General features: G+C 68.0%; 22 protein-coding genes. 5 read left to right on the top strand and 17 right to left on the bottom strand.

What is annotated here, in order from left to right:
* The first annotated feature begins 7 nt into the window (after positions 1–7).
* Both ACIQK7_RS03015 and ACIQK7_RS03020 read left to right on the top strand, forming a co-directional pair.
* Positions 8–1156: a CaiB/BaiF CoA transferase family protein gene (locus ACIQK7_RS03015; protein WP_403021131.1), complete on the top strand. Its 1149-nt coding sequence runs from the start codon at positions 8–10 to the stop codon at positions 1154–1156.
* Positions 1153–1923 carry an enoyl-CoA hydratase/isomerase family protein gene (locus ACIQK7_RS03020; protein ID WP_403021133.1) on the top strand — a complete coding sequence of 257 codons (771 nt, stop codon included), beginning with the start codon at positions 1153–1155 and terminating at the stop codon, positions 1921–1923. Before ACIQK7_RS03015 ends, ACIQK7_RS03020 begins: the two co-directional genes overlap by 4 nt.
* Here the strand turns inward: ACIQK7_RS03020 and ACIQK7_RS03025 are convergent.
* Positions 1860–2909: an MBL fold metallo-hydrolase gene (locus ACIQK7_RS03025; protein WP_403021136.1), complete on the bottom strand. Its 1050-nt coding sequence runs from the start codon at positions 2907–2909 to the stop codon at positions 1860–1862. The genes ACIQK7_RS03020 and ACIQK7_RS03025 overlap by 64 nt on opposite strands.
* A 97-nt stretch (positions 2910–3006) precedes the next feature.
* On the opposite strand from ACIQK7_RS03025, the gene ACIQK7_RS03030 reads away from it, so the two are divergent.
* Complete coding sequence (locus tag ACIQK7_RS03030; protein WP_403021139.1) at positions 3007–4305, top strand: MFS transporter; 1299 nt, start codon at positions 3007–3009, stop codon at positions 4303–4305.
* Between the two features lie 6 nt (positions 4306–4311).
* Here the strand turns inward: ACIQK7_RS03030 and ACIQK7_RS03035 are convergent, their stop codons facing one another.
* From ACIQK7_RS03035 to ACIQK7_RS03090, 12 genes are all read right to left on the bottom strand, one after another.
* Positions 4312–4932: a flavin reductase family protein gene (locus ACIQK7_RS03035; RefSeq protein ID WP_403021141.1), complete on the bottom strand. Its 621-nt coding sequence runs from the start codon at positions 4930–4932 to the stop codon at positions 4312–4314.
* Positions 4929–5681: an SDR family NAD(P)-dependent oxidoreductase gene (locus ACIQK7_RS03040; protein WP_403021143.1), complete on the bottom strand. Its 753-nt coding sequence runs from the start codon at positions 5679–5681 to the stop codon at positions 4929–4931. Before ACIQK7_RS03040 ends, ACIQK7_RS03035 begins: the two co-directional genes overlap by 4 nt.
* Entirely contained in the window at positions 5681–6475 is a 795-nt protein-coding gene (locus ACIQK7_RS03045) for an enoyl-CoA hydratase/isomerase family protein (protein WP_403021145.1), read from the bottom strand. Before ACIQK7_RS03045 ends, ACIQK7_RS03040 begins: the two co-directional genes overlap by 1 nt.
* Before the next feature lie 24 nt (positions 6476–6499).
* Positions 6500–7558 carry an acyl-CoA dehydrogenase family protein gene (locus ACIQK7_RS03050; RefSeq protein WP_403021147.1) on the bottom strand — a complete coding sequence of 353 codons (1059 nt, stop codon included), beginning with the start codon at positions 7556–7558 and terminating at the stop codon, positions 6500–6502.
* On the bottom strand, positions 7555–8724 hold the full coding sequence (locus ACIQK7_RS03055; RefSeq protein WP_403021150.1) for an acyl-CoA dehydrogenase family protein: 1170 nt from the start codon (positions 8722–8724) through the stop codon (positions 7555–7557). Before ACIQK7_RS03055 ends, ACIQK7_RS03050 begins: the two co-directional genes overlap by 4 nt.
* Entirely contained in the window at positions 8724–10817 is a 2094-nt protein-coding gene (locus tag ACIQK7_RS03060) for an acetate--CoA ligase family protein (protein WP_403021153.1), read from the bottom strand. The genes ACIQK7_RS03055 and ACIQK7_RS03060 overlap by 1 nt, the downstream gene beginning before the upstream one ends.
* Positions 10818–10879: 62 nt before the next feature.
* Entirely contained in the window at positions 10880–11635 is a 756-nt protein-coding gene (locus tag ACIQK7_RS03065) for an SDR family NAD(P)-dependent oxidoreductase (RefSeq protein WP_403021155.1), read from the bottom strand.
* A gap of 44 nt (positions 11636–11679) precedes the next feature.
* Positions 11680–12462 carry an ABC transporter ATP-binding protein gene (locus ACIQK7_RS03070; protein WP_403021158.1) on the bottom strand — a complete coding sequence of 261 codons (783 nt, stop codon included), beginning with the start codon at positions 12460–12462 and terminating at the stop codon, positions 11680–11682.
* A 32-nt stretch (positions 12463–12494) separates the two neighbouring features.
* A complete protein-coding gene (locus ACIQK7_RS03075; protein ID WP_403021160.1) occupies positions 12495–13394 on the bottom strand; it encodes a cyclase family protein in 900 nt (299 codons plus the stop codon).
* Entirely contained in the window at positions 13391–15313 is a 1923-nt protein-coding gene (locus tag ACIQK7_RS03080; RefSeq protein WP_403021162.1) for a flavin-containing monooxygenase, read from the bottom strand. The genes ACIQK7_RS03075 and ACIQK7_RS03080 overlap by 4 nt, the downstream gene beginning before the upstream one ends.
* Positions 15314–15342: 29 nt before the next feature.
* Positions 15343–16431, bottom strand: a complete 1089-nt coding sequence (locus ACIQK7_RS03085; protein WP_403021164.1) for an ABC transporter substrate-binding protein — start codon at positions 16429–16431, stop codon at positions 15343–15345.
* Between the two features lie 87 nt (positions 16432–16518).
* Positions 16519–17382 (bottom strand): ABC transporter permease, encoded by an 864-nt coding sequence (locus ACIQK7_RS03090; RefSeq protein ID WP_403021167.1) that lies wholly within the window; start codon positions 17380–17382, stop codon positions 16519–16521.
* 317 nt (positions 17383–17699) lie between these two features.
* Between ACIQK7_RS03090 and ACIQK7_RS03095 the strand changes: the two genes are divergently transcribed.
* Complete coding sequence (locus ACIQK7_RS03095) at positions 17700–19736, top strand: FAD-dependent oxidoreductase (RefSeq protein ID WP_403021170.1); 2037 nt, start codon at positions 17700–17702, stop codon at positions 19734–19736.
* Between the two features lie 68 nt (positions 19737–19804).
* Here the strand turns inward: ACIQK7_RS03095 and ACIQK7_RS03100 are convergent, their stop codons facing one another.
* Both ACIQK7_RS03100 and ACIQK7_RS03105 read right to left on the bottom strand, forming a co-directional pair.
* Entirely contained in the window at positions 19805–20095 is a 291-nt protein-coding gene (locus tag ACIQK7_RS03100) for an iron-sulfur cluster assembly accessory protein (RefSeq protein WP_403021172.1), read from the bottom strand.
* Between the two features lie 121 nt (positions 20096–20216).
* A complete protein-coding gene (locus tag ACIQK7_RS03105) occupies positions 20217–20414 on the bottom strand; it encodes a multidrug transporter (protein WP_403021175.1) in 198 nt (65 codons plus the stop codon).
* 89 nt (positions 20415–20503) lie between these two features.
* Between ACIQK7_RS03105 and ACIQK7_RS03110 the strand changes: the two genes are divergently transcribed.
* Positions 20504–22363, top strand: a complete 1860-nt coding sequence (locus tag ACIQK7_RS03110; protein WP_403021177.1) for a putative bifunctional diguanylate cyclase/phosphodiesterase — start codon at positions 20504–20506, stop codon at positions 22361–22363.
* A 76-nt stretch (positions 22364–22439) separates the two neighbouring features.
* Here ACIQK7_RS03110 and ACIQK7_RS03115 read toward each other — a convergent pair whose 3' ends face one another.
* Positions 22440–24215 (bottom strand): acyl-CoA dehydrogenase, encoded by a 1776-nt coding sequence (locus ACIQK7_RS03115; protein WP_403021180.1) that lies wholly within the window; start codon positions 24213–24215, stop codon positions 22440–22442.
* Positions 24216–24324: 109 nt separating this feature from the next.
* Positions 24325–24966: a hypothetical protein gene (locus ACIQK7_RS03120; RefSeq protein WP_403021182.1), complete on the bottom strand. Its 642-nt coding sequence runs from the start codon at positions 24964–24966 to the stop codon at positions 24325–24327.
* Between the last annotated feature and the right edge of the window lie 12 nt (positions 24967–24978).

The following is a 24978-nucleotide window of genomic DNA, read 5'->3' on the forward strand; positions in this document are numbered from 1 at the left end:
CAGACACGTGACGACCGATACGAGGCCTGGGCCGCTGGCGGGGTTCCGCATCATCGACCTCACCTCGGTGATCATGGGGCCGTACGCGACCTCCCTCCTTGCCGACCAGGGCGCGGAGGTGATCGTGGTGGAGGCCGGCGACGGGGACTCGAACAGGGTCATGGGCCGCGCGGCCGCGCCGGGGTTCTCCGACGTGAGCCTCAACCTGATGCGCAACAAGCGCTCGGTGCGGCTCGACCTCAGGACGCCGGACGGTCGCTCCGCCATGCGGAAGCTCCTCGCCGGCGCCGATGCCTTCATCACGACCCGCAGGCCTGACTCGCTACGCCGTCTCGGCCTCGACTACGAGACTCTGGCGCCGACGCATCCACGGCTCGTCTACTGCCAGGCGCAGGGCTGGCCCACGACGAGCTCCAAGGCGAACGACCCGGCCTACGACGACATCATCCAGGCCGCCACGGGACTCGTGGATGTCATGCACCGCTATACGGGCGAGCACCTGTTCGTGCCCAGCATCCTCGTCGACAAGACCTGCGGCGTGATGCTCGCCCAGGCGGCGACGGCCGCCCTCGTGCACCTCTCACGACACGGAGACGGCCAGCACGTGGAGGTCGCTATGGCGGAGGCCATGACCCAATTCCTGCTCGTGGAGCACGGGAGCGGGGGCATCGCGATGCCTCCTGGCGATCGGCTCGGCTATGAGCGCATCCTCAGTCCCGAGCGCCGCCCCTACGCGACCCGGGATGGGCTCGTGCACGTCATGCCGTACACGCCCGCGCAGTTCGCCACGATCTTCGAGGAGCTCGGGGCATCCCACCTGCGTGGAGACCCACGGCTCTCCGACCTGCGCACGACGATCGCCAACACGGGCACGCTCTACCGCGACCTGCGACCGCTCATCGGCGAGCGCACGAGCGAGTGGATCCTGGATGCCTGTCGCCGCCTCGACATCCCCGCGTCACCTGTCGTCACCCTCGCAGAGATCGCCGCGACCCTGCCCGTGGCGGAGCATCCGAAGGCGGGCCCCTACCGCGTGCTCCCCCACCCCGCTCGCTTCTCAGCGACCCCTGCAGGCAGGCGTGGCCACGCCCCCTCGGTGGGCGCCGACACCGAGGATGTGCTGCGAGAACTGTCGCGAGAACGAGGAGCATCATGATGAACACGCCCCCGAAGCATCCGGCGGATGACGCTGCCGTCCTCATTGAGGATCGCGGCGACGTGCGCATCCTGACCCTGAACGCCCCCTCCCGACGCAATGCCCTCGACCTGGCGGCGCGGCTGGCCCTGCTGAGGGAACTCCGACTGGGCGAGGCGCAGGCGCGAGTGCTCATCATTACGGGGGCCGGGGGCTTCTTCAGCGCGGGCGGCGACATTCGGTCGATGAGCGACGATCCTGTCGAGTCGGGCCAACGGCTCGACGCCCTTGCTGCACTCGCGCAGCAGCTGGTGCACAGCAGGGTTCCTGTCATAGCGGCCGTCGAGGGCGGGGCCTTCGGGATGGGGCTCGCCATCGCGAGCGCGGCGACCCACGTCGTGAGCGGCAGGGGTGCGCGCTATGAGGCGTCGTTCGTGAAGATCGGCCTCGCCCCTGACACGGGACTCTCGTGGACGCTCCCCCGCAGGATCGGGCCCACGCGGGCGCGCCACATGATGCTGACCCTGACGAGCCTCGCTGGCCAGCCGGCCCTCGATGCAGGGCTCGTCGACGAATTGGTCGACGACGGCCAGGCCCTAGAGCGCGCTCTCGAGGTGGCCGCCGAGCTCGCCCGGATGCCTGCTGCCGCAGTCGCCGGCATCCTTAGCCTCTCGTCGCATGTCGCTGCCACGATCGAAGCAGCGACGGGCGCGGAGTCGAGGCTTCAGGCGGTGCTCCTCGCGAGCGAGGAGTCGAAAGCACTCAGGGCGGCGTTCCTCTCTCGCTGAAGGGTGCCCGTCGAGGTGCGGCGCCATCGCGCTGGCACTCCGTCACCCACCGCGGCCACCCGCAGATCGCCGAGGTAGTTGAGGTGAGCGAGCACCTCTCCGAGGGCCGCTCGCTGCTGGATGCCCGAGATCGTCTCCCAGGGCCGCGACCAGGTGAGGGCTGCCGCAACGTCATGCACTGTTCGATGGGCGTCGGTCTCGAGGACGCCGAGTATCTCCTCGAGACGCGACCAGTGGTGCTCGGTCAGGAACCGCGCCCGCGCCGCATGGTCGCCGAAGAGGCGCTCGTGTCCGGGCAGCACGAGGTCGACCTCGAGGCGCGCGACGGTCGCCAGCGAGGCGAGGTAGTCCCTCAGCGCGCTGTCACGGTGACCCACCATGGAGGAGACGTTGGGCGTGATGCGCGGCAGGAGGTGGTCGCCCGAGAACAGCAGTCGGCGTTCCGCATCCTCGAAGCACACGTGGCCAGGTGTGTGTCCCGGGGTCCAGTGCACCCGGAGGGCGCCGCCGGGAACCTCGAGCACATCGCCGTCGCCCAGCCAACGAGTCACGAGAAGCGGCTCCCCGAAGGCGGGGAGGTCGCTCGCGACGACGCCGTCGGGGGCGCCTGCACGATCGAGCCAGGAGCGCACGCGGAGCAGATGCTCATCACGCGGACCCGGCAGCAGGGGCCGATCAGCCGCATGCAGCATGACGCTCGCGCCGAAACGTACGGCGAGGCGGCCGGCCATGCCGCTGTGGTCGCGGTGAGCGTGGGTCAGGAGCACCGTCTCAATCCCGCCCGCGCCCACCCCGATCGCGGCGAGCGCGGCGTCGAGATGGGCCCACGACTCGGGAGTGGGCCAGCCGGGGTCGATGAGCGCTCCCCGTCCGCCGTCCACATATGCGTAGGCGAAGGACGCCTTGAGCGGATGCCCTGGCATGGGCACCCGGATCGCCCAGACCCTTGGCCGCACCTCTGTCACCTCAGCGCTGACAGCATCCACTTCGGCCTCTCCCCGTCGTTGCAAAGCTTGTCGACCGAATGGTCGGTCGTGCTAGACTCTGCCGCATGAGGGATGCCGGGTCAAGGCGGCCCGCGGAATGACGACGACGCCGAACGAGTTCCGATGGGGCGCTATCCTGCTGCCCGCGCTCCTCCCCGCTGCGCTCTTCGCGACCGGCGCGGGGGCGATCGTGCCGATCATTCCCATCCTCGCCAGCAGGCTCGCTGAAGACCTCCTCCACGAGCCCTCGAGCGTGCTCGCCGTGGCGAGCATCGTCACAGCGCTCCTGATGATCGGCGAACTCGTCGGCAACATCCCGAGCGGATGGCTCGTGAGCAGGCTCGGCGAGCGCAATTCGATGATCGGCGCCTCCCTGCTTGCCATGGCTGGGCTCCTCGCGTGCATCGTCGCCGAGAACATCTTCATCCTCGGCGTCGGCGTGCTGCTGATAGGACTCGCGACCGCGGTCTTCGGACTCGCGCGCCACGCACTCATCACGACCTATGTTCCACCCAGCCATCGGGCACGGGCGCTCTCCACCGTCGGGGGGCTCTTCCGGCTCGGATACTTCATCGGTCCCTTCATCACGGTGGGGGTGCTCGCCCTCTTCACCAACCTGCAGGCTGCGTTCTGGACTCACGTTGTGATGTGCATCGCCTGCATCGTCGTGCTCGTCGTGGCCCCCGACCCGGCCCGCGTGCTTGAGGCGCAGACCGCAAGGTTCGAGGATGCGGATGGCGCCGAGCTCGCCCGCCCCACGCGGGGGCTCTTCGCCACCATCGTGGCGAGCCGCGGCGTGCTCCTCCGCCTCGGCACGGCGGGGGCCATCCTGAACGCCCTCCGCGCGGGGCGCATCGTCGTCTTCCCCCTCTGGGCCGTCAGCCTCGGGCTCGACGAGGTGACGACGGCCGTGCTCATCGGCGTCTCGGGCGCCGTGGACTTCGCGCTCTTCTATCTCGGCGGCTGGATCATCGACCGTTTCGGACGCGCCTGGAACGCCGTGCCGAGCACCCTCCTTCTCTCCGCGGGCTTCATCACCCTTGCCATCACGCATCAGCACGCCGACGCCATCGTGTGGTTCCTCTGGCTGGCGATGCTCATCTCGGTGGCCAACGGCTTCAGCACCGGCATCCTGCTGACCCTCGGCTCAGACCTCGCCGACCCTCGCGACCCTGCCCCGTTCCTCGGGGCGTGGCGATTCACTGGCGGTCTCGGCAACGCCATCGCCCCACTCGCGATCGCGCTCGCCACGGCGACCATCTCGCTCTCCGCGGGCGTGCTGCTGCTCGGTTCCTCCGGCCTCCTCGGGGCGGCCCTGTTCACGAGGTTCATCCCCCGCTATGTGGCGGGCGAGGGCGACTGGCGACTGCGCAGGCTGCGCCGGCCCCGCGACTGACCTCGCTCAGAATCGTTGGAAGGCATCCGTGAACTCCTGGATGCGGCCGATCGACGCATAGTTCGGCCCGGCGATGCGCGCCAAGGGCTCCAACTCCGCAGTCGCGACCTTGCCGTCTCGAAACAACCCCTCCCGAAGGTGCACGACCTCCACCGTGCCGACGTAGAACTGGGAGCCGGCATCGCCGAAGGGGATGACGTCGTGCAGCCGGCATTCGAGAGCGGCGGGGGCGTCCGCAAGACGCGGAGGCGCGACGACGTCGGAGGGACGCGTCGCAAGGGCGAGCATCTCGATCTCGCTGACACCGGGCGGCATCGCCTCCGAACTGCGATGCACGGCATCGGCCTGCGATTCATGCACGACGTTGAGCACGAACTCCCGCGACCGCACCATGTTGGCCGCCGTGTCCTTCAGGCCTGAAGCGCGGGGACTGATGTTGATGCCCACCATGAAGGGCGAATACGACACCGCCGTGTAGCAGCTGAAGGGAGCGAGGTTCACACTGCCGGACTCGTTGAGCGTGGCGACCCAGGCGATCGGCCGGGGCACCACGACCCCCATCGCCAGGCGATAGGCGCCCCTCTCGTCGAGGTCCCCCGGAACGATCGTGGTCACGGCACGGGTCACGGGGCGATGAACGCCCCGCCGTTGATGTCGACCGTGGCCCCCGTGATGAATCCTGCGGCGTCGCTGCAGAGATAGGAGACGAGCGCGCCGATGTCATCGACGGTGCCCTCGCGTCCCACCGGGATCCGGGCGATGGATGCGGCCGAGACCTCGGCAGCGCTCCGCGCCGACATCGGCGTAGCGATCCGGCCGGGGGCCACCGAGTTGACCGTGACCCCGTGCATGCCGACCTCGAGCGCGAAGGTCTTGGTCAGGCCGTTGATGCCGGCCTTCGCGACACCGTACGGCAGGCCAGCGATCCGAGCACCCTGCCTGCCGGCCGTGGAGGAGATGTTCACCACCCGCCCCCAGCCCGCCTCGATCATGCTGGGCAGCACGGCCTTGGTCGTGAGGAACGGACCCCGCAGGTTCACGCCCATCACGAGGTCCCACTCCTCAACCGGGGTCTCCACCGGAGGCGTCCTGAATCCGCCGTGCTTCGGCGACACGGCGGCGTTGTTGACGAGCGCGCTGATCGACCCGAACTTGTCGAGCACTGCCGCGACGCCCGCCGCGACCTGCTCCTCGGATGACACGTCGACGGTCATGCCCGACACCCCGGATGCCTCGGCGAGCCAGTTCGCGTCGTCCGAGGCGAACACGTCGTCGAGGTCCCACACGACCACGCTGTAGCCGTCAGCCGCAAGATGCCTGCTGATGGCGGCACCCATCCCGCGGGCTCCCCCCGTCACGATCGCTGCGCGGCCCATCAGAACCCCTGGTAGTTGCCGCGGCGCTTCTCGGCACGGGCCGCGAGGGCCTCCTGGTGGTCCTGCGTCCTCATGGAGATCCGTTCCCAGGAGAGCGAGGCATCCAGCACCTGCGCGTTCACCGCCTGCACGTATCGGTTGATCGACGCCTTGGTGGCGCGCACGGCGTAGGGCGGCTGGAGGGCCACCTCGCGAGCGAAGTCGAGGGTCTCACTCTCGAGTGATCCCGCTTCGATCACACGGTTCACAAGGCCGAGGTCCGCCGCCTCCTGGCCCGACAGCATCCGCCCCGTCATGAGGAACTCCTTCGCTCGGAGCGGCCCGACGAGGAGCGGCCAGACGACCGCACCACCGTCACCGGCGACGAGTCCGACATTCACGTGCCGGTCGCCGATGGTTGCCGCATCCGACATGAAGACGACGTCGCAGAACAGGGCGATCGTCGCTCCCAAACCCGCAGCGGGTCCGTTGACCATCGCGATGAGGGGCTTCTCCACCGAGAGCATGCCGCCGATGAGGTGACGTCCCCGCGAGTAGACGCGGAGCTTCTCGTCTGCCTTGGAGTGCCGACCTGCCATCGTCTTCGTGTCGCCGCCCGAGCAGAAGCCGCGCCCGGCACCGGTGAGCACCACCACGTTGGTGTCGTCGTCGGCGTCGATCGAGGCGAACAGCTGCTGCAGTTCGTGGTGCATCTCCGGGCTCACGGCGTTGAGCCGCTCGGGACGGTTGAGGGTCACTACGGCGATCCCGTCGCCCTCATACCTGATGTCGAGGGTCGATCCTGATTCCAGCATTTCGTCTCTCTCCTACTCGTGGTTCTACTCGTGGAACGCGTCGTGCGCGAAGATCGTGTGTTGCCAGGCAGGGTCGTCCCGCACGATGACGGCGAGTCGCCTGGCGTGGAACTCCCGAGAGCCGTGCAGGTTCTCGAGCAACTTGCCCCTCTTCATCCAGAAGTGCAGCGGATGCTCCCAGGTGAAGCCGATGCCTCCGTGCACCTGCAGTGCGACGTCGCCGACCAGCCTCGCCGCGTCGCTCGCGGATGCCTTCGCGACGCTCGCGGCCGCCGTGGCCTCAGCGCCGCCCGCTCCCGCGACCGTTGCCGCGAACCAGGCGCAGGGACGGGAGCTCTCGGTCGCGACCCATGCATCGGCGATGAGGTGCTTGACCGCCTGGAACGACCCGATCGAGCGCCCGAACTGCTCGCGTGTCTTCGCATGGTCGACCGTGAGGTCGAGCATCCGCCGGCTCACACCGTTGAGGTAGGCCGCGGCCGCCCAGACGACCTGGGTGCTCGCGTACTCGACGGCGCCCTCATGCAGGCGCGTGTCTGCCGGCCAGTTCGAGACTCGGATGCGCCCCAGTCGGCTCGCAGGATCGGGGGACCCGACATGCTCCACCTGGTAGTCGCCGCGCCGGAGCACGTGGAGTGCGCCGTCATGCTCTATGACGACCACGTCGGCGTCCTGCGCAAACATCGCGCGGTCGCCGCCAGCCATGACCGCGGTGGCGGCCACGAGTTCACCCGAGACGAGGCCCGGCAGGAGCTCGGCGCGCTGCTGCGCAGATCCGAAGCGCTCAATCACCGGGATGGCCACAGCCAGCGTGTCGACGAGCGGCAGGGAGGCGCCCGAGTACCCGATCTCCTCGATCGCGGGAACGATCTCCTCCGGTGCGAGGCCGAGTCCGCCCGCATCCTCCGAGGCGAGGGCCCCGGTCAGGCCGAGACCCGCGACTCCCTTCCAGAGCTCGGCGTCGAGGCTGGGCTCGGCCCACGTCGCCCTGACCCGCTCCAGGTCGCATTCGCCGGCGAAGAAGTCCCTGAGGCCGGCGGCGAGCTCCTTTGCCGTCTCATCCGCCCCATATGAGAACGTCATCGCTTCTCCTTCGGCAGGCCGAGCACGCGCTCGGCGATGATGTTTCGCTGGATCTGGTTGGAGCCCGCAAAGATCCTTGTGGCCCTCGAATGCCAGTAGTCCGCCTCCCAGCGCGAGTAGTCACGGGAGTCGCCCGCGTCGGCGGCGGAGGCGAGGGCGAAGAGCCGCATCCCCGACTCGTAGATCGCCGCCTCCATCTCCGACCAGAAGAGCTTGTTGAGGCTGGCCTCCGGCCCGAACCGGCCGTTGGCGCTCTCGGCGATCGTCCTGCCGACGTGGTGGCGATACTTGCTGACCTGCACGACGTGCATCCCGAGGTCGTCCAGCGCGGCCGAGTCCTGGCCGAGGCCGGAGACCTCCGTCATCCGCTCGAGCGTCTCGATGAGCGGGAGGTACTTGACGTAGGTCCTTCGCCCGACGCCTCGTTCGAGCGCCAGGGCGCTCATCGCGACATTCCACCCGTCGTCGATCTCGCCGACGACATTCGCAGTCGGAACGCGCACGTCGTCGAAGAACACCTCGCAGAACGTTCCGCGCCCGTTGATCTGCTTGATGGGGCGCACCTCGATTCCGGGGCTCCTCATGTCGATGAGCACGGCGGAGATTCCCCTGTGCTTCGGCGCAGCGGTGTTGGTACGCACGAGTGCGAAGCACCAGTCGGCGTGGTTGGCACCCGATGTCCAGATCTTCTGGCCGTTGATGACGAACTCGTCGCCATCGACCTTGGCACTCGTGCGCAGCGCCGCCAGGTCGCTCCCCGCGTCAGGTTCGCTGAACCCCTGGCACCAGACCTCCTCGCAGCGAAGGATCGGCCCCAACCAGCGCTCCTGCTGCTCGGGCGTGCCGTGCTGCATGAGCGTCGGCCCGACCAGCATCAGTCCCTGCACGTTGAGGCGCGGAGGCGCCGAGACCCGCTCGTACTCCTCCTGGAAGACCATGCGGTGCACGGCGCCCATGCCCCGGCCACCGAACTCGACGGGCCAGTGGATGGCGGCGTACCCGCCGTCGTAGAGCCGCCGTTCCCACTCACGCCGACGCTGCACCGCATCCGGGGCGGCAAGCGCCCCCGCCCCCACGAGGTCCGATGGCACGTTCTGCTCCAGCCAGGCCCGCACCTCGTGGCGCCATGCCTGGGCATCGAGCTCGACGCTGTTCACTGCATCCATCAGTTGCCCACCTCTCTCCTCACGAACACGACCGCGTCGACCGCCACGGCACCTCGTCCCCTGTCCCCGACGATGACCGGGTTGAGGTCCAGCCCATCGATGAGGTCGCCGATCTCGGCGCTCATGGTGATGACTCCGCGAATGGTCCGCACGAGGGCGTCCACATCCGCCGGGGGCGCTCCCCTGAATCCGCTGAGCAGCGCGTTGATCCGCAGTCGACCAAGCGTGCGAGCGATCTCCTCGTCATCGAGCACGGGGAGCCTGACGACGACGTCATCGAGCAGTTCCGCCTGCGTGCCGCCAGCCCCGATGACGAGCGTGAGCCCGAAGTCAGCGTCACGCTTGAGGCCGACGAGCACCTCGTGGCCCTGCGCGACCATCTGCTGCACCGTGAAGTCGATGTCGAGTCCCTGCTCGTCTCGGATACGCCGGGCCATCTTCTCGGCCGCGTCACGAACCACCTGCTCCGATTCGAGACCCACCTGCACCCCGCCGACCTCCGACTTGTGGTGGAGGTCGGCGTGGAGTGCCTTGAGCACGACGGGGAAGCCGATCTGTGCCGCGGCGGCACCCGCCCCTTCGGAGTCGTGCGCCACTCGTTCCTGCACCACGTCCACGCCGTAGAGGGCAAGCAGCTGCTTGCTCACCGCCTCGTCGAGCGCTGCGGTTGCGCCACTCCGCGCGATCAACTCCCGCGCCTGGGCGGCACGCGTCGTGTCGTGCGCGAAGTGCGACCCCGCGCGGCCACCGCGGTGACGCGGACTGCGGGCGGCGATGGCGCGCAGCGCATCCAGCGGCTCGTCGAAACACGGCACGCCGCGTCGGCTCAGCTCGGACAGCGGCCTGCCGCTGCCGCCCACCCAGACGACGACGAGCGGTTTCGGCGAAGCGGTGGCCTTCTCCGCGATGAGGTCGACGAGAGCCGCCTCGTTGTTCTCGAGATTGCCGACCATCAGCACCGGCACATCCGTGTCGGGATGCGCCAGGAGCGTGTCGAGCACGGGTGCGAGCACCTCGGGGCGCCCGCCCGCCCCCGTCATGTCGATGGGGTTGCCGAGTGCCGAGTACCCCGGCAACGCCGTCGCGAGCTGCTGCTGCCACTCGGTGCTCCACTCGGCGAGGGTGAGGCCGAATCGCTCGGCATAGTCGGCGGCAAGGATCCCCGCGCCCCCCGAGGTCGTCGCGATGCTGAGGCGAGGGCCCGGGGTGACATGCTCCACGGCCGCGAGTTCGACGTAGTCCGCGAGGTCACGAATCGTGTCGAGCCGGTGCACGCCGTACTGCTCGAAGACCGCGTCATAGACCTTGTCGCTTCCGGCCAGCACCCCCGTGTGCGACGCGATCGCCTTCTGGCCGGTGTCGGAACGGCCGGCCTTCATCATGGCAATCGGCTTGCCAGCATCCTGTGCCCGCTCGAGCGCCTCGATGAAGCCCCGGCCGTCACGCATGCCCTCGATGTATCCGACGATCGAGGTGACCTCTGAGTCGTCGATCGAGGCGTTGAGCATGTCAGTGAGAGTGATGTCCATCTCGTTGCCCGTGCTCAGCATCGTGCCGAGCCCGACTCCCTTGCCCTGGCAGGTGCTGAAGATGAAGGCGCCCATGGCCCCGCTCTGCGAGAGGAGGGCCACGCCGCTGTTGCGGAACTGGAAGCGGTCCTGGTCGAGGCCCGTGTTGATGGTCGCCCCGAGGTTGACCCTCGTCGAGACAAGACCCACGCAGTTCGGTCCCAGCACGCGCGTCTTGCTGCCCGCGACACACGCCTCGAGCTCCGCCTGCATGGCGCGCCCCTCCTCACCCGTCTCCGCGAAGCCGGCAGAGACGATGATGACGGAGGGGATCTCCTGCTCGACGCAGTCGCGCAGCGCGGCATGCACGTGCTTGCCCGAGGTCACGATCATGGCGAGGTCGACCGGCTCCGGCACATCCTTGACCGATGGGTATGAGGCGAAGCCTTGCACCTCATCGCGGGCGGGGTTGACGGCGTAGCCCCGCCCGTGGAACCCGTAGTGCCGCAGGTACCTGAGCGTGCGGCCGGACGCCTTGCCCGGGTCGGTCGACGCCCCGATCACGGCGACAGTCTCGGGCGCCATGAACCCCCGGTAAGCCTCGGCACTCAGCATTGTTCGTTCCCCTCGATCTCGTGAGCCGCTGATCAATAGACTGCGCGGCCGCCGCTGAGGTCGAAGACTGCTCCCGTCGAGAAGGTGCACCGGGCGGATGTCAGGAACCCGATGAGTTCTGCCGCCTCCTCCACCCGGCCCGCGCGGCCGAGCGGGATCCGCGAGATGAGGTACTCGTGGTAGTCCTGGTCGACCTGCTGGTTGATGGGCGTGATGAACACCGTCGGCGCGATCGAGTTGATGAGCACGCCGGTGCGCGCCAATTCCTTGCCGAGGGACTTCGTCATGCCGATCACGGCCGACTTCGCAGACGAGTAGGCGGAGGAGTTCGCGTTGCCCTCCATGCCGGCCATGCTCGCGATGTTGACGACGCGGCCGTAGCCCTTCTCGATGAGGTGCGGGATCACGGCGCGGCAGACGAGGAACGTGCCGTCGACGTTCACCCGGTAGATCTTCTTCCAGTACTCGTACGAGGTCTCCCACAGGGGAGCCTGGGGGCCTGTGACGCCGGCACTGTTGACGAGGATGGTGATCTCCCTCGCGGCCTCCACGATGCTAGCGACCGACCTCGCGACCTCGTCCTCACTCGACACGTCGCAACGGACGGTTCCCACGGTGGCGCCGTCGACTTCTGCGTCGACCACGACACCTGCCGCTGAGTCATAGGAGTTGTCGATGCTGAAGACCCTCGCTCCTCGCTCCAGATAGTGGCGCACTGTGGCGGCTCCGATGCCGCTCGCACCTCCGGTGACGACGGCGACCTGCCCTTCGAACTCTCTGCTGTCCATTGATCAATTTCCTTTCGGGGTCTTGGGGATGCTCGTGTGCTCGCTCAGTTGCGAGGAGTGGAGTTCTCGCGAAGCGTCGTCCACAGCCGCTCCTCGAGGTCGCGGAACTCGACGGACTTGCGCAGCTCGGGGTCACGGGGGCGGCCGAACGGCACCTCGACGGAGTCGACAATGCGCCCCGGTCGCGCCGACATGACGAGGATTCGATCCCCGAGGAGGATCGCCTCCTCGAGGCTGTGGGTCACGAAGACGACGGTGCGGCTGGAGTCGCCAACCACCTCGAGGAGCTCCTCCTGCAGCCGCCGGCGCAGCTGGGCATCGAGGGCCGCGAAGGGCTCGTCCATGAGCAGGATCTCGGGCTCGGCGACCAGGGCCCGCGCGATCGCGACCCGCTGGAGCATGCCGCCCGAAAGCTCGGTGGGATAGGCACCCTGGAAGCGACCGAGGTCGAGCCGCTCGAGCCACGTCATGATGCGATCCCGCCGCTCGGCCTTCGACACGCGGCTGCGGGCGAGCCCGAGTCCCACGTTGTCGAAGACGTTCATCCACGGGTAGACGCTGTAGTCCTGGAAGACCATGGCGGAGAGCGGGTTCTCCGTCGATGCTCTCGTGATCTCGACGGCTCCCTCACTCGGGCGCTGGAGCCCGTTGATCATCCGCAGTAGCGTGGACTTTCCGCATCCTGAGGGGCCGACGATCGTGAGGAACTCGCCCTCGTAGATCTGCGCATCGACCTTCTCCAATGCGGGGACCTCGGTGCGGCCCCTGTAGACCTTGCTGACGTCGCTGATCACGGCCTTGACCGCCCTGGTCGTCTGTTCTGTCACGTTCGTACTCCCCACTTCGCTTGGCTTCGGGATCATCGGATGGCAATCGCGTTGGCCGGCGACCCAACGCCACCGGGGATGTTCAAGGGACTGGAGACGACCAGGCAGTCATGCCGGCCGTCGGCGACGCAGTCGGCCGCGAGGTCGTCGAGCCACCACATCTCTCCCAGCGGCATGCCGAGCCGGGCGAGCACCCTCTGGTGGATAGAGCCCGGCCCGCTGGGAAGCGCTTCGACGCCTGGAGCATCGGATGCCACGGCGATGAAGCCGTTGTCCCAGAGGTACTCGGCCATCTCGGCGGAGCCCTCGATGCCTGGCGCCATCCGCGTGGACTGCACCTCTCGCCTCTGCTCCACGTCAAGACCCCGGTACCACGCCACCCAGCCGGTGCGCAGCAGCAGGATGTCGCCGCGGCGATACTCGACGCCGCTCGCCTCGCGAGCCGCCTCCAGCGCGCCGACCCCGACGGAGGTCTTGGACGAGAAGGCGTCGGCTCCGCCGGCGGCCCAGAGGGCCTCGCTGATGTCGAGGACAACGCCGCGACCGACGATGCCCCGTTCCGCCCAGTGGTGCACGCCGTGGCGGTCACGGCCGAGCCCGTTGTAGAAGCCCAGCTCGGGGTCAGGCACGTGCAGGAAGCCGTCCCACTGCGATGACGACTGCGGGTAGAAGTTGTCGAGCACGTCGTCGAGGTTGCCCCGCGGTGTCGTGAAGACGCGGTGGCGGGGCATCTGCCGCTGGAACAGCGGCGGGTCGGGTTCGGTGAGGCTGAGGTTCAGCGAGAAGACGCGGCCGGTCGAGGCCGCCGCAATAGCCTCAAGCACTGTCGCCGACGTTTGCCGGTTGAGCGTGCCGAAAACGTCGTCGGCGCCGAAGAGGCCGTGCGCACTTCCCTCGGGGAGGTCTCGCCAGAGCGGCTCGCGGCTCGTCATGCCGACGCACCCCCGAATTCATGGGTCTCGAAGGGACTGCGCCAGAGGATCTGCGCGTAGTCGTGAAGCCGCCATGGCATGTTGACGTTCTGCCTGCCGAAGCTGTTGACGTAGTAGTTGCGCTCCTTGGGCGCTTCGCCCGCCCAGATGAGGCGTTCCAGCTCCTCGTCCATGCAGCGGTTGTAGTTCTCGAATGCGTCTTCGCTCACCGAGCTCCAGCGATTTCCCGACTCGACCGTCGTCACGATCTGCCGACAGACGTGGTCGATCCAGAGCTCGAGCGCCGCGACCAGGCTCCCGCCGCGCGGCTGTCCGTTCGGGCCATACATGATGTAGAGGTTCGGGAATCCCGGCACCTCCAGCCCTGCGTATGCTCGCGGGCCATCCTCGGCCCATGCCTCCTCCAGCGTGCGGCCGGACGGCGAGTAGTACTGGGCCGGCAGCGTGTACTGCTCGGCATCGAAGCCCGTCGCGAGGATCAGGGCGTCGCAGTCGACGACCGTGCCGTCCCCACCTTCGATCGCCCGTTCGTGGAGGGCGGCGACCCCGGTTGTCACGAGGTCGACGTTGTCCTGGAGCACCGCGTCGTACCAGCCGTTGTCAACGACGAGGCGGCGCGCGAGCGGGGCGTAGTCGGGCGTGCACGCCGATACCAGCTCGGGATGCGCGCCAAGCTTGGAGGCGATGTACTCCGTGAGGTTCTCGCGCAGGCCGTCATTGCGCCGGCTGACCTTGCCGCCGGCGGCCCGCCAGGCGTGGTCGTACTCCTGCGCGTCCCCGAGGGTGCCGCGCACGAGCCGCGCGTTGTAGCAGGACCACTTCCAGTACAGGGGCACGTTGTCGTGCAGCCACTGCAGCTCCTCCGACACCGGCTCCTTGTAGCGCTCGAGTGGCGAGATCCACTGCGGGGTGCGCTGGAAGACGGTGACATGCTCGGCGTGCCTCGCGAGCCAGGGCAGGATCTGCACGCCCGTCGAGCCGTTGCCGACGATGGCCACGCGCTTGCCTGCCGGGTCGAATGACGAGTCCCACTGTGCACTGTGGATGATGGGGCCCTCGAACAGGTCGGCGCCCGCGAAGTCAGGACGCTTGGGCGTGGAGAAGAGCCCGGAGGCGCTCACGACGAAGTTCGCTTCCTCCCGCCACTCCGTGCCGTCGGTTCCCCGGAGAAGCAGTTCCCACACGCCGCGCTCCGCGTTGAAGCGCCCCTCGACCACCTCGGTGTTGAGGCGCACGTGCTCGGTCACGCCGCTGACCTCGGCGACGTGCTCAAGGTATTCGCGCACCTGCTCCTGCGGCGCGTAGTGCTCAGCCCACGGGTAGCGCTCCATGAAACTGAACTGGTAGACGAAGCTTGTCGTGTCGACGCGGGACTCCGGGAACTGGTTCCGCTCCCAGGTGCCGCCGATCCGCGCCTGCTTGTCGACCACCGAATACGGTATGCCGAGCGCCTGCAGGCGGGCGGCAGTGCCGATGCCGCTGAATCCCGTACCGACGACGAGCACTCGCCAGCCTGAGAGGTCGGGCGATCCCGTCCAAGCCGCACGGGATGAGGGCACGCCGGCCGCCTCCTCGAGGCCCAGTTCGCGCATGCCGAGCCGGAGCTCCGCACTGGTGGGCCTTCTGCCGATGAGGAAGCCGACGGCCTCAGCGATCCGCTGCTGGTCAACACCCAGGGACGTGAGGTCGCCCGGGTGTTGACCAGCGGCCCCTGCACTGAGGAACTCGACAGCGAGCTCACGCACCGCACTCGCGTCGGCATCGCTGAGCATCTGCTCGATGAAGGCACCACCCCTGCGCTCGAGCTCGATGGTCCGCATTTGCGCGAGCACGGGGTTGCCCGTCATCACGTAGAGGACCGCTCGGAGCACGTTCGCGTTGGCATGTTGCACGTTCTCGCGCATCTCGCTGACGTTCACCACTGTTCCTTCCAGCAGGGTCATGTGAATCAGAGCCCGAGCAGCTCGTTGGCGAAGGTCATGAACCGGTCGTCGATGACCTGCGACTCCTCCAGGGGCTCCTCGTACTGGAGGAGGTCGTCCCAGTTGCGCCACGTGCGGTCGAACGTCGCGGCGTAGCCCTCGGGCAGCGCGAGCGGCAGCGCGTAGGTGGGGGTCGTCATCTTTTCGAGGGCGTCCTGCGGCTGGTCCAGGAGCTCAGCGAAGTAGGCCTCGTTGCCGCGCAGCCACTCGCCCTGAAGCTCGTTCTGGTAGAGCTCGGCGAGAGCGGCGACGAAGGCGAAGCCGACTTCGGGGTTGTCACGCAGGATGGACTTTCCGAATGCCACGGAGCCGTTCGGGAAGCCGATCTCCATCTGCCGCGCGGCAAACGTCGCATGGCCGGCCTCCTCGACCACCGCGGTGATGGGCTCCTGGATGAGGCCGCAGAAGAGTGCACCGTTCTCCAGAGCCGCCACCTGGTCGGAGGTGCTCATCTGCACGACCTCGACCTCATCGACCGGGACGCCAGCCTTCTCGAGGTTCTCGGCGATCTGAATCATCGAGACCCCTCGGTTTGACTGCGAGGAGCCGATCTTCTTGCCCTTCAGCATCTCCCAGCTGAATTCCTTGCCGCCCATCTCATCGACGCGGCAGTAGAGGCCATCCACGGCATCCTCAGCTTGGATCTGGGTTGGCGCGACGACCGCGAGGTCGATTCCGCTGTTGATGGAGTTGAACATTCCGACGTCAGGAGCGCTGTAGTTGCCGTCGAGCTGACCCGTCGCCATCAGGGGGTACGAGTCCACGCCCGGCATGTTCTCGATCTTCACGGTGAGGTTGCGACGCTTGAAGGAGTCGTAGCCTGCTTCCGCCATGTAGAGCGGGATCGTGAATGCAGTGGGCGCCGCGGTGGCGATCGTGATCGTCGCAGGTTCTGCGAGCACGGCCTCCTCATTCATCACTCCGTCGGCGATGAGCTGTTCGGCGGTGCCGGTGGCCGCGTCATCGTCGTCACTGTTCGCGCCGGGTTGGCCGGCGCAGCCAGTGAGGGCGAGGGCGCCTATCGCGATGACGGCAAAGGCCTTTCTTGCGTTCATTGCAGTTCCTTTCACTCTTCTTTGAGGGGATACAGGCAAGGGTCATCACCAGCGCGGCGTGAACGCAACGCAGATGGTTGTGAGGTCTTAGTTGCGGCGGCTCGTGGACTTGGGGCTCCACGGCACGGCGAGCTTCGCACCGATCTTGACCGCTTTGGTGAGGAGGTACCCGAGCAGTGCGACGCACACGATCCCGGCATACATGCGCTCCGTGGCGAAGATCTGCCACGACTTCCAGATCATGCTGCCGATACCGTCACCGCTCGTGACGAATTCGACACCAACGATGAGGAGCACGGCGTTGCCCACCGCGATGCGGAGGCCAACGAAGTAGTCGGGCAGCACGGCGGGAAAGATCACGAGTCGCAGCCGCTGCCACCGGGAGAGCTCGAGTGACTCAGCGGTCTCGAGGTAGCCGTGCGCGACGCCAAGCGTGGCCTCGAGCATCGTGATCCAGGCGATGAAGAAGGAGCCGATGGCAACCACGATGATGCGCGGCTGCTCGCCGAGGCCGAGCATGAGTAGCAGGAGCGGGAGGATGGCGAGCTTGGGGATCGTATAGAGACCCGAGAGCAGCGGGTCGAGGGCCGCGCGCAACGGCCGCACGAGACCCATGCTGATGCCGACGACGGTGCCGATGATGTTTCCGGCGATCAGCCCGAGGAGCAGGGTGCGGATCGTCGTCGAGAGGCTGCTGATGAGCATGCCGTTCTGGATGAGCTCCACCCCGGTCGTGGCGATCGCCGAGGGCGCAGGAAAGAACCGAGTGTCGATGACGGCGAACGTTGCGGCGAGCTCCCAGATGATGAGGAGGACGACGGGCGTGCCGATCGCCAGCATCAGGTTCTGCCGGGAGAGGCGTCGGTTGTATCTCTCCGGATCACGGTCGGTTGCGCGCGGTTCGACCACGACGGTGCTTGAGTTCTTCGTTGCGTGACGCGAGGTTCTCATGTGCGCTTGTTCCCCATACTCGTCTCCATTGACGGCCCGACCGATCAGTCGGTCGCTTACGAGCATGGCGGAGAAGGTGATGGGTGTCAAGCATCATTCCGAGGGACTGACTAAGAGGTGTGTTCCGGTCGACGATATGGTCGCGTCTAGAGCCGAACGAACCCACACTGTTCTCGAAAGTCGGTCCTCGTGAACCGCAGGGAAGCGACCAACATCCGTATCGAAATCCCCAAACCGCACACGCAACCAGCACGCCCTCTCTGTGCCTCCTAGCCAAGCGACATGGTCGCGGATGCCGCGGCCGTTAGCCTGACCCCATGACGACGCCGTTCCCGAAGCTCCTCGCACCCCTCGACCTCGGGTTCACGACCCTCAAGAACCGCGTCATCATGGGGTCGATGCACACGGGCCTCGAAGACAAGGCTTCGGATGCGACGAAGCTTGCGGCCTTCTTCGCCGAGCGCGCACGGGGCGGCGTGGGGCTGATTGTGACGGGCGGCTACGCCCCGAGCATCCGTGGCTGGCTGTCGCCGTTCGGGTCGAAGCTCAGCAGTCGGCGGGAACTGCCGCGTCACCGCACGGTCACCAACGCCGTGCACGCGGAGGGCGGCAAGATCGCGCTGCAGATCTTGCACGCGGGCCGCTACGGCTACCACCCGCTCAGCGTCTCGGCGTCGGCGATCAAGTCGCCCATCACGCCCTTCACCCCGCGCGCCCTGAGCGCGAGGGGCGTCGAGCGCACGATCGACTCCTACGCCCGCAGCGCACGGCTGGCGCGGGAGGCCGGTTACGACGGTGTCGAGATCATGGGCGGCGAGGGGTACCTCATCAACCAGTTCCTGGTGGAGCGCACCAACCACAGGACGGATGCCTGGGGCGGCTCCCCCGAGAAGCGTCGCCGTTTCGCTGTCGAGGTCACGCGCCGCATGCGTGCCGCGGTCGGCGACGACTTCATCATCCTGTTCCGCCTCTCGATGGCGGACTACGTGGAGCAGGGCCAGACCTGGGACGAGATCGTGACGCTCGCGCGCGAGATCGAGGCGGCCGGCGCCACCATCATCAACACCGATATCGGCTGGCACGAGGCCCGGGTGCCGACGATCGTCACGAGTGTGCCGCGCGCGGCATTCGTCGACATCACGGAGCGCCTGGCGCGTGAGGTCAGCATCCCCGTCGCGGCGGCGAACCGCATCAACATGCCGGAGGTCGCGGAGGGCATCCTGAACCGGGGCGCGACGGCCCTCGTGTCGCTCGCCCGCCCGATGCTGGCGGACCCCGACTGGGTGCGCAAGGCGGCGGCGGATGCGAGCGATGAGATCAACACCTGCATCGCCTGCAACCAGGCGTGCCTCGACCACACCTTCGAGCGCAAGCAGGCGAGTTGCCTCGTGAACCCGCGCGCGGGCCGCGAGACTGAACTCGTGCTGATGCCCACCAAGCGCGCCAAGCGCGTCGCGGTCGTCGGTGCCGGCCCGGCCGGGCTCTCAGCGGCCGTCGCGGCGGCCCGCCGCGGCCACCACGTCACGCTCTTCGAGGTGAATGACCACATCGGCGGCCAGTTCGATATCGCCCGCCGCATCCCCGGCAAGGAGGAGTTCTCCGAGACGATCCGCTACTTCACGCGCCAGCTCGAGCTGTTGAAGGTCGACGTGCGGCTTGGCACGAGGGCCACGGCATCCGACCTGGCGGGCTTCGACGACGTCGTCATCGCGACGGGCGTGACGCCGCGCATCCCGTCGATCCCGGGCATCGACCACCCGAGCGTCATGACCTACGCGGATGCCGTGCTCGGTCGTCGCGAGATCGGCGGGCGGGTGGCCGTGATCGGCGCGGGCGGCATCGGGGTCGATGTGAGCGAGTTCCTCACGGAGCACACGTTGCGCGACGTGAACCCGAGCGCGGAGGAGCTCGCAGAGTGGAAGCGCGAGTGGGGCGTCACCGACGACGGCACGGTGCCGGGCTTCGTCGTGAAGCCGCAGCCGTCACCGCCCGCTCGCGAGGTGACTCTCCTGCAGCGCAAGCCGGGCAAGATCGGCATGGGCCTCGGCAAGACGACGGGGTGGGTGCACCGCGCGGCGCTGAAGCACAAGCGCGTGCGCCAGCTGAGCGGCGTCAACTACGAGCGCATCGACGACGAGGGCCTGCACATCACCTTCGGCCCGGAGCGCACTGACGCCCAGGTGGTCGCGGTCGACAACGTGATCGTCTGTGCGGGGCAGGAGAGCGTGCGCGACCTCGTCGAGCAGCTGGGAACGGATGCGAAGGCGCACGTCATCGGCGGAGCGGACGTCGCGTCTGAGCTCGACGCCAAGCGCGCGATCGAGCAGGGCACCCGGGTCGCCGCCGCCCTGTAGGCCGCTGCCCTCAAAACTCAGGAAGGCTCGGCCCTCCTGAGTTCTGAAAGCAGTGGAGTGCTGGGGACCTACGCGGTCTGCTGGCCGATCGCGAAGCTGACGCTGCCGTCGCTCGCAACCTGCGCGTCGAGCACCTTGTCGGCGAGGGCGATTGTGGCCCCCTCGTCGAGGAAGACGCGGGCGCCATCCTGCTCAAGCACCTGGTCACTCGCCTCGGGAGCCTCGACGACCGCGACTCCGAGTTCGGCGTTGGCCGCGGTGCCCTCGGAGTTGATGCGGAGGCCGGCGTTCTCGACGTCCGGGTTCTGGTCGATGATGGCCTTGACGACGTTGCTGGCGGTCTCGGTGAGGGTGAGCATGACGCTCCTTCCGGTTCGGGGTTGGCCCTCCACGCTCCCGCAGAGTGAGGCGCAGCTCAAGCCGCGACGATGCTTTGTGCGGGCATTCCCACCTGTCATGCACCGGATGCCCAGCGGCCCGTTACTCTCCTTCGTCGCCTTCGCCCGGCCGCACGGGCGCGTCCTCGCGCCAGTCAATGCGGGTGTTGCCCTCCGCGGTCGTCGTCACATCGATGCGGGGTGCGGCATCCTCTTCCACCGCGTCTGGCGCAGCCGTGAGCTGGTCGTGCCGCTTCTCCTCGAAGGTCATGTCGTCGGCGTCGCTGTCGCGGGGTTCCATGACAGCATCGTGCCCCCGGTCATGCCAGACTTACAGGGGGCGACCCGAGCCCCGCGAGCTCACTGCACAGTGAAGCGACGGAAGGCACAGTGACCACTATCGAGACGGGGCGACTCGACAACGGCGACGAGACCGCCGCTGAACTTGCGCGCCAACGAGACACGAGCGAGATGCTCCTGTCGGTCGCCCGGGCACTGTGCGAACCCACTGACCTGCCGGCCGTGTCACAGATCATTGCCGAGGCCGTGCCCACCGTATGCCAGGTCGACCGCGGCGCCGTCATTCTCTGGGACGAGATGACCGACACCTTCGTCGTCTCCGCCATCGCCGGCTGGTCCGGCACGCTGCGCCGCCGCCTCGGCCTCTGGGCTGGCACCCCGTTCTCGGCTCCGGACCTCCACGAGCTCATGCGGTCCGGTGGCCCCGTGCTCATCGACGGCGCGCATGAGGACTGGACTCACGAGATCGTCAAGGACTTCGACATCCGCGCGCTCGCACTCATGCCCATCACGGTCTCGGGCCGGTCGATGGGTTTCGTCGTGGCGCACTGGGCCGAGAGCGATCCGCCCAGCGAGTTGGACGAGGTCATCTGTCGGCGTCTCACAGGACTGGCGGGCCTCGCGGGGGTTGCACTCGACAACAACCGTCTCGCCAATGAGATCGAGTGGAACGTCGAACACGACCGCGTCACGCGACTCCCAAACCGCCAGGCGCTTGAGCGCACCCTCGCGGGCATGGTGGAACAGGCGGATGTCGCGGGCCGGGGCACTGTCGTGATCGTCTGCGACATCGACCGCTTCAAGCGCATCAACGACCGCCTCGGGCAGCAGGCCGGCGACACGGTGCTGCAGGAGGTGGGCGAACGCCTCAAGCGGGTCGTGCGCCAGGGCGACACGGTCGCGCGCTACGGCGGCGACGAGTTCGCGATCACCTTCGCGCGGGCGACACACCCCGACGAGGTCGCACCCGCGATCGCGCGCATCCAGCGCTCCTTCAAGCATCCGATCGCGGTCGAGGGCCAGGATGTCGTCGTCTCGCTCTCGCTCGGCATCTCCTCACTCGTCGAGATCGGCAGGGAGGGCTCTGTCGCCGAGCGCGCGCAGCGCCTTGCCGCGAGCGCCGAGTCCGACCTCATGGCCAAGAAGGCCGGGCGTCGGTTGGCCCGCGGCGCCACCGCCTCCGACGACGAACTGCAGCTCGACACCGACCTGCACGGCGCGGTCGTGCGCGGCGAGATCTTCGCGGCCTACCAGCCGCAGATCGACGTGCACTCGGGCCGGATCGTGGCCGTCGAGGCGCTCGCCCGGTGGAACCACCCCACACGCGGCCTCGTGCGCCCCGACCAGTTCATCGCGCTCGCGGAGGAGAACGGCACGATCTCCGAGATCGGCACCCAGGTGCTCCGCTCCGCCTGCCGGGACGCGCTCGCATGGGACGCCGCTGGCTACCCGGTCGAGGTCTCGGTCAACGCCTCGGTCGCACAATTGGAGACCGACGGCTACGCGGCATCCGTCGCCCGCGACCTCAAGCTGCTCGACTTTCCCCCGGAGCGACTCACGATCGAGGTCACCGAGTCGAAGGTCGTCACCGACATGAGTGTGGCGCAGTCGGAGCTCCGGGCGATCCATGAGCTGGGCGTGAGCATCTCGGTCGATGACTTCGGCACGGGCTTCTCCTCGCTCACGCAGCTCAGCAACCTGCCTGTGAGCGAGCTCAAGATCGACCGCTCCTTCGTCGGGCGCAAGGACCGCGCGGGCGCCAAGATCATCGCGGCCGTCGTCGGCCTCGGCCACGGCCTTGGCCTTCGCGTCGTTGCGGAGGGCGTCGAGACCGAGGAGCAGTTCAGCGCGCTCAGCGAGCTGCGCTGCGACCGCTCGCAGGGCTACCTGCACTCCAAGCCGGTCGACGCCGATGCCCTCATGACCCTGCTGCAGCGCCAGTCGAACTGAGCAGCCGAAGCACCAGCCGCAGAAATGACGGATGCCCGGCCGCACACGCGACCGGGCATCCGCTTCTTCTTGGGGGTCAGCTCGCGAGCGCCTCCGCGTCGAGTGCGAAGAGGTCGCGGTCGCCGGCCGTCACAGCACCGGCAAGCCCGCTTGCGGCGGGAAGCAGCTGCTCGGCGTAGAAGCGGGCGAGCACGAGCTGCGTCTCCGCCTGCTTCGCGTCGTCGAGGCTCGCTGCGGCGAGTGCAGACTCCGCCATGAGCCAGCCGCCCACGACGAGCGACCACTGGCGAAGGAACGGCACCGAGCCCGACAGCACCGAGGAGAAGTCCCCGCCGGCGCCCGTCTGGAGCATGTATCCGGTCGTCTTCTGCAGCACGTCGAACTGGCGGCCGAGCTGCGTGCGGATCGACGCGAACTCCTCGCCTGCCGCCTCCAGCTTTGCCTCGACCTCGCGCATCTGCGCGATGAACTCCATGAACGACTGGCCGCTGCGCACACCCATCTTGCGGCCAACGAAGTCAGCAGCCTGGATGCCGTTGGTGCCCTCATAGATGGCGGCGATGCGCACATCGCGCATGTACTGTGCGACGCCCGTCTCCTCGATGAAGCCCATGCCGCCGTGGATCTGCACCGTCAGCGAGGTGATCTCGTTGCCGAGGTCGGTGCCGAAGGCCTTGCTGATGGGGGTGAGGAGTGCGGCGAGCTCTTCTGCGCGGGCGCGCTCCGCGGCATCCGGGGAGTACAGCGCCTTGTCCATGTAGACGCCGTTGAGGTAGATGACGCGGCGGAGGGCCGAGAGGTAGGCCTTCTGCGTCATGAGCATGCGGCGCACGTCGGGGAAGTCGATGATCGGCGAGTCCTGCGTGGCGCCGATCGCCTTGCCCTGGATGCGCTCCTTCGCGTAGGCGAGGCCCGCCTGGTAGGCGCGCTCCCCCACCGCGAGGCCCTGCATGCCGACCGAGATGCGGGCGCTGTTCATCATGACGAACATGGCGCGCATGCCCTGGTTCTCCTCGCCGACCAGGTAGCCCTTGGCGTTCTCGTAGGAGAGCACGCAGGTGGGCGAGGCGTGGATGCCCATCTTCTCCTCGAGGGAGACGGTGTGCACGCTGTTGCGCTCCCCGATGTTGCCCTCGGCGTCGACGTTGAACTTGGGCACGATGAAGAGCGAGATGCCCTTCGTGCCGGCGGGAGCGCCGGGGGTGCGCGCGAGCACCAGGTGGATCGTGTTCTCGGTGAGGTCGTGGTCACCCCAGCTGATGAAGATCTTCTGGCCCGAGATCGAGTAGGTGCCGTCGTCGTTGGGCACCGCCTTCGTCGTGAGGGCGCCGACGTCGGAGCCGGCGTGCGGCTCCGTGAGGTTCATGGTGCCGGTCCACTCGCCGCTGACCATCTTGGGCAGGAAGAGCTGCTTCTGCTCGGTCGAGCCGTAGTGCAGGAGCGCGTCGATTGCGCCCTGCGTCAGCAGCGGGCCGAGGCCGAAGCCCATGTTGGCCGCGAGCAGCTGCTCCTGGATGGCGAGGCCGACGAGCCAGGGGAAGCCGCCGCCGCCGAACTCCTCGGGGAACTGCAGCGAGATCCAGCCGGACTCGACGAGCTTGTTGTAGGCCTCCTTGAAGCCGGTCGGCGTCTTGACCGTGCCATCCGCCTGGAGCTTCGAGCCCTCGAGGTCGCCCGCGCGGTTCGTCGGCGCGATGACCTCGGCCATGAACTGGCCACTCTGCTCCAGCAGGTCGACGACCGTCTCGAGGTCGGCGTGCTCGTAGTTCGGGTAAGCGGCGATGTCGTTGTAGCCCACGACGTGCTCAAGGATGAAGGCAGCGTCGGATGTCGGCGGTCGGTAGTCACTCATGGCGCGATGCTAACGCTGGGCACAACAGAACGCCGAAAAGTTCGTGGCATGGGCACTGTTCGGCCCGCAGAACGGCGGCCCGGACTCGTGGAAACCACCACCCGCGCTCTCAGGCTGTGGGTGCCGCCGGCGTCGCATCGATGGGGGCGGCGGGCCGCAGGGCGTGGGCCATCCACCACCAGGCGAAGACCCCGACGGCGACCGTCGCGGCAAGACTCGCGAGCGCGAGGAGTCCGCCGCCGACGAGGAGCCCGGGCAGCTCCCCTTCGCCGCGGCCCGGCATGACCGTGAGCATGTTGCCCGGGATCGAGAGCACGGTGCCCACGACCCATCCCGCGACGATGCCGATGCCGAGCGCCGCCCACGTGATCGCCGTGCCGCGCGGGTTGCCTGTGGACTTCAGGATGCGCACGCTCGCGAAATACCCGGCCAGCCAGAGGGCCACGCCCAGGATTGCCGCGACGAGCGCGATCCACCAGTACGACTGCACGATGTCGGCGACGGTCTGCACGAAGTCGTCGGCCGCGCCGCCCGAGCGGGCGATCGACGCGCCGATGAAGCCCATGACCCCGAAGACGAGGGTGACGACCACGACCGCGAAGATCGTGCCGAAGCCGAGGGACATGAGCGTGTAGCCGACGCCACCGGCGATCATCGCGCCGCGCTTCTGCCCGGCGGTGAGCGGCGGCCTGCGCGGTGGAGCCTGCACGGGGTATGCGGGGCCATAGCCGTAGGGGGTTGGGGCGCTCATGAAGACCTACCG

It is taken from the genome of Salinibacterium sp. GXW1014 (assembly GCF_044769865.1).
In the GTDB taxonomy this organism is placed as follows: Bacteria; Actinomycetota; Actinomycetes; order Actinomycetales; family Microbacteriaceae; genus Homoserinimonas.

Bases quoted from the DNA above. Each gene is read 5' to 3' on its own strand.
- ACIQK7_RS03020 (WP_403021133.1), top strand. From the start codon at position 1,153: ATGATGAACACGCCCCCGAAGCATCCGGCGGATGACGCTGCCGTCCTC.
- ACIQK7_RS03030 (WP_403021139.1), top strand. From the start codon at position 3,007: ATGACGACGACGCCGAACGAGTTCCGATGGGGCGCTATCCTGCTGCCC.
- ACIQK7_RS03040 (WP_403021143.1), bottom strand. From the start codon at position 5,681: ATGGGCCGCGCAGCGATCGTGACGGGGGGAGCCCGCGGGATGGGTGCC.
- ACIQK7_RS03045 (WP_403021145.1), bottom strand. From the start codon at position 6,475: ATGCTGGAATCAGGATCGACCCTCGACATCAGGTATGAGGGCGACGGG.
- ACIQK7_RS03050 (WP_403021147.1), bottom strand. From the start codon at position 7,558: ATGACGTTCTCATATGGGGCGGATGAGACGGCAAAGGAGCTCGCCGCC.
- ACIQK7_RS03055 (WP_403021150.1), bottom strand. From the start codon at position 8,724: ATGGATGCAGTGAACAGCGTCGAGCTCGATGCCCAGGCATGGCGCCAC.
- ACIQK7_RS03060 (WP_403021153.1), bottom strand. From the start codon at position 10,817: ATGGCGCCCGAGACTGTCGCCGTGATCGGGGCGTCGACCGACCCGGGC.
- ACIQK7_RS03065 (WP_403021155.1), bottom strand. From the start codon at position 11,635: ATGGACAGCAGAGAGTTCGAAGGGCAGGTCGCCGTCGTCACCGGAGGT.
- ACIQK7_RS03075 (WP_403021160.1), bottom strand. From the start codon at position 13,394: ATGACGAGCCGCGAGCCGCTCTGGCGAGACCTCCCCGAGGGAAGTGCG.
- ACIQK7_RS03085 (WP_403021164.1), bottom strand. From the start codon at position 16,431: ATGAACGCAAGAAAGGCCTTTGCCGTCATCGCGATAGGCGCCCTCGCC.
- ACIQK7_RS03090 (WP_403021167.1), bottom strand. From the start codon at position 17,382: ATGAGAACCTCGCGTCACGCAACGAAGAACTCAAGCACCGTCGTGGTC.
- ACIQK7_RS03095 (WP_403021170.1), top strand. From the start codon at position 17,700: ATGACGACGCCGTTCCCGAAGCTCCTCGCACCCCTCGACCTCGGGTTC.
- ACIQK7_RS03100 (WP_403021172.1), bottom strand. From the start codon at position 20,095: ATGCTCACCCTCACCGAGACCGCCAGCAACGTCGTCAAGGCCATCATC.
- ACIQK7_RS03105 (WP_403021175.1), bottom strand. From the start codon at position 20,414: ATGGAACCCCGCGACAGCGACGCCGACGACATGACCTTCGAGGAGAAG.
- ACIQK7_RS03115 (WP_403021180.1), bottom strand. From the start codon at position 24,215: ATGAGTGACTACCGACCGCCGACATCCGACGCTGCCTTCATCCTTGAG.
- ACIQK7_RS03120 (WP_403021182.1), bottom strand. From the start codon at position 24,966: ATGAGCGCCCCAACCCCCTACGGCTATGGCCCCGCATACCCCGTGCAG.